Origin of the sequence: Okeania sp. SIO2F4, assembly GCF_010672385.1 — a bacterium.
Lineage (GTDB): Bacteria > Cyanobacteriota > Cyanobacteriia > Cyanobacteriales > Microcoleaceae > Trichodesmium.
In genome coordinates, this window is record NZ_JAAHGT010000871.1 from 1 (window position 1) to 4137 (window position 4137).

Annotated in this window: 2 protein-coding genes; both read left to right on the top strand. The window is 33.0% G+C overall.

Annotated elements, in window-relative coordinates:
• The first annotated feature begins 791 nt into the window (after positions 1 to 791).
• The gene (locus F6K22_RS34185) at positions 792 to 1097 is read left to right on the top strand and encodes a hypothetical protein (protein ID WP_293108662.1); all 306 of its coding nucleotides are present in this window, start codon (positions 792 to 794) and stop codon (positions 1095 to 1097) included.
• Between the two features lie 561 nt (positions 1098 to 1658).
• Positions 1659 to 3221, top strand: a complete 1563-nt coding sequence (crtH, locus tag F6K22_RS34190; RefSeq protein ID WP_293108666.1) for a carotenoid isomerase — start codon at positions 1659 to 1661, stop codon at positions 3219 to 3221.
• The last annotated feature ends 916 nt before the right edge of the window (positions 3222 to 4137 follow it).

Below are 4137 nucleotides of genomic sequence, written 5' to 3' on the forward strand. Positions count from 1 at the left end.
AAATTGTGTAAGTCTCACTAAACTCTTAACTGTCCGCCGTAACCCACCGAACATACTGAATATTAAGCCAATACGCTACCTTAATCTTTGCTTGTGAATTCACTCTCTTAAAGGCAATTCTTATCAAGATTGAGATTGTTAAGTAGGTGGGTTAAATTAAATAGAAAATGATTCTTGAGAGGGAACATAATAACTGTAGATAGTGATTAAAAATTTTCTCTGACCTCACCAGAGTTTGCGATTTTTTTACACCTACCTACTTTGTCAAATATTAAAGATATCTACAAATCTTGAAGAAGGTATCTATACCGTTTCACGGAAGTCAAAAGTCATGCATTTAGATTTTATACAAATTTTATAAATGTTTGCTACAAATGGTAGAAATAAGCAAGAAGCAAGAAGCAAGAAGCAAGAAGAGATAAACATTCAAAAAAAAAAGGAAAAACGATAGATATAACTATCTAACATGAATTGGAGCAGCTATTTTTCAGCACATCCGATCAAGAGCTACCTTTTCGTAGTAGACTGACACAGCTAAAACTGTGCACTCTTATTTTTGTTTCTAGGTGTCTTTTTCTCCCCACCCGGACCACACTTCCCACCCTTCCCACACTCCCCATCTAACGCACCATTTAAGGTGTGTCGGTCCAGTAGGATTCTTTTTTCAAAGTGGTATTATAGGATCAAAACTTTGACACCACAGTAATTTCAGGAAATTATTTCACATATATAGTTTGAAAGTATTTATGACATCTTTAAAGTGAATTGGTATAGAAAATAAATCTTAAGGGATGCTCAAAGGTTACGGCGAATTACAGCAGCTCACTATTAAGTTTAACTATAAAGCTTGCACCTTTTCATGTTGCGCTTTTCATACCCACTTTACACCAGGATTTAATATTTTATTTACCGAAAAACTAAGGTTTAAAGCTTCTCGTTTCAAGGAGAAAAAAATTTTCTTTTACAGCGCTTTTCAGATTGATGAACCACATCGTCATCACCAAAACCCTGCAGGGGCGATTCGCGAATCGCCCCTACTGTGGTCTACTGAAATGAAAACTGCTGTAAACAATTATCTTCTTTTTCAGAAGAAGTAATTATTAATTATTCAAAGATACCCTCTAAATCTCTTAATTTATTAAGTATTGATCTAGAGTTTATGATATTAATGAAATAGAGTATTTTTTCTATTCCCTATTATTTACAAAATTAAAAATTTGTGTATCTCAGTAATTTAATCAACCCTAGATATACTCAACCTAATTAACTCAAATGAAATACTTAGGTAAGCATTCAGATATTACCCTTCAGATTTTAGCTTTTCGGTGGTAATAATTCTGCACCAAGTAATTAATTAGAAAGATTAGCAAAGAATGCAAATGACAGTAACTATTAATTTTCATTCAATCTTTAAACTCTGATTCTTTCTTCAAAAAGAATAAGTTAATGGCGCTCTAGCTGTTAGCTCCGCATTCCACAAGAAATACTTACATACTTAGGACTGACACAAAGAAACCAGGTTAGTACAATAAATGGTTGGTTTTAACAATAGATATCTAGGAAAAAATCAGGGTTTTTGGGTGGGGTGTGCCTAAGTTCTGATACTATCAAAATTATCAGTAATAGATTAAAATTAAGAAAATTATCAAAGGTTTACTATGGCAGAATCTATCACATCTCCCTCATTAGTTGACAAATTTCTGGCAATACCTGAATATGATGCAATTGTAATTGGCTCTGGTATGGGTGGTTTAGTTACAGCCACTCAACTTGTAGCTAAAGGAGCCAAAGTTATAGTCTTAGAAAGTTATATTATTCCTGGTGGTAGTTCGGGTTTCTTTGAAAGAAAAGGATACACATTTGATGTTGGTGCATCGATGATATTTGGCTTTGGCAAAAAAGGCACAACAAATTTACTTACTCGTGCTTTAGATGCTGTGAATGTTAGTATGGAAACAATTCCAGATCCGGTACAAATACATTATCACTTACCAGATAATTTAGAGTTAAAAGTTCACCAAAACTATGAACAGTTTATAGAAGAATTAACTCAAAAGTTTCCCCATGAAAGGAAAGGAATTAGACAATTTTATGATGAATGTTGGGCAGTCTTTAATTGTCTCAATTCCATGGAGTTATTATCTTTAGAAGAATTACAATATCTCTCGAAATCTTTTTTTCAAAATCCTGGGTCTTGTTTAGGGTTATTGAAGTATTTGCCCCAAAATGTTGGAGATGTTGCCCGTCGATATATTCATGATTCCCAGTTATTAAAATTTATTGATATGGAATGTTATTGTTGGTCAGTAGTTCCAGCAGATTTAACTCCGATGATTAATGCTGGGATGGTATTTTCTGACCGACATTATGGAGGTATTAATTATCCTAAAGGTGGCGTGGGAAAAATTTCGCAAAAATTGGTAGAAGGTTTGGAGAGAAATGGAGGAGAAATTCAATATAAATCCCGCGTCAAAAAAATTATCATCGAAAACGGAAAAGCTGTAGGAGTGGAATTAACTAATGGTAGAGTTTATCGAGGTAAACGGATTATTTCTAACGCGACAAGATGGGATACTTTTGGCAAATTAGTTCCAGAAAAAAATATACCCCGAAGTGAGATGAGATGGCGCAGTAATTATCAAAAATCACCAAGTTTTTTAAGCTTGCATTTAGGAGTAGAAGCTAAAGTATTTCCTCCAGGTACAGAATGTCATCATATTCTCTTAGAAAACTGGGAGAAAATGGAGGCACCAGAAGGTACAATTTTTGTTTCTATTCCTACATTATTAGACCCAAGTTTGGCGCCAGAAGGATATCATATTGTTCATACTTTTACACCTAGTTATATGCAAGACTGGCAAAAATTATCAGCTCAAGAATATGAAGCAAAAAAAGAAGTAGCGGCAAAAGGAGTTATTAATAGGTTAGAAAATATTTTTCCCGGTTTAAATGCAAGTTTAGATCATATAGAAGTAGGAACAGCTCGCTCCCATCAAAAATTTTTAAACCGACAAGATGGAACTTATGGACCTATTCCTCAGCGTAAATTAAAAGGTTTATTAGGAATGCCATTTAATCGCACTGCAATACCTGGTTTATATTGTGTTGGAGATAGTACATTTCCTGGTCAAGGTTTGAATGCTGTAGCATTTTCTGGTTTTGCTTGTGCTCATAGAGTTGCTGTTGATTTGGGATTAAAAGAAGTAAAAAGTAAGAAGTAAGATCGCATCCAGTAGCATTGGTATAATTAGATAGTTAATTATAATTCAGGATTCAGCAGAGAGCAGAATTTATCAAGATTTACTCTTTGCTGAAGATGAAACATTTTTTTCTACCGACTTCAGCAGATTTAATATAATACTAATTTCATAAAATCTTGTAGAGTTATATTTTTTTTGTAGGAGTTAGTAGGGGAAGTTGATAAATTTTACCCCTACAAGATTTATACCATTTCTCAAATATTTTTCAACCCATATCTTGAGTAGGGGAGTGAGGGAAAAGTAAAAGTCAAAAATTTTTTCCTACATTTTTCTCGAAAATCTTTTACCAATTGATAATTGATAATTGATAATTAATCCCCAAAGGCTTTAAACCTTAATTTTTCGGTAACTATCTTTTTTGATTGTGTTTGGAGCAGGAGGAAGGGAAAGGTAGATGCAGATTCAAAAGCAAACCAATTCTAGAAAACCTGTAGAATGTGGGGTATTAAACTTATCAAAAATCATATTATTTTCATATGATTTTTTCAGTTGAGAAATAACTTACCGAAAAATTAATAATTAATAATTAATAATTAAATAATTCGCGCCTTGAAGCCTCCCCTTGGATAGGGGAAAACAAAGAAAATATTCCTTATATTCAATCCTCTCAGTTAAAACCCGAGGTAATTATCCATTATCCATTAATGAAAGCAGTTTTGGAGTTGATGAGGTATAAAGTTTTTTATATTTTAGGCAACAGGGAAAAGAGATTAATGTTCAACTGTACCTCACCATTTTAAAATGTGCTGTAATATTATCGGAATTTTTTGTCAGTAAAATTATCATAAGTAAGGTTAAAAAATGAATCAATCTTTTTCTAATAAAGAACCTTGGCTTGCTGTAAATTTATCATATTTTTTTCCAGGAATAGGGCAGA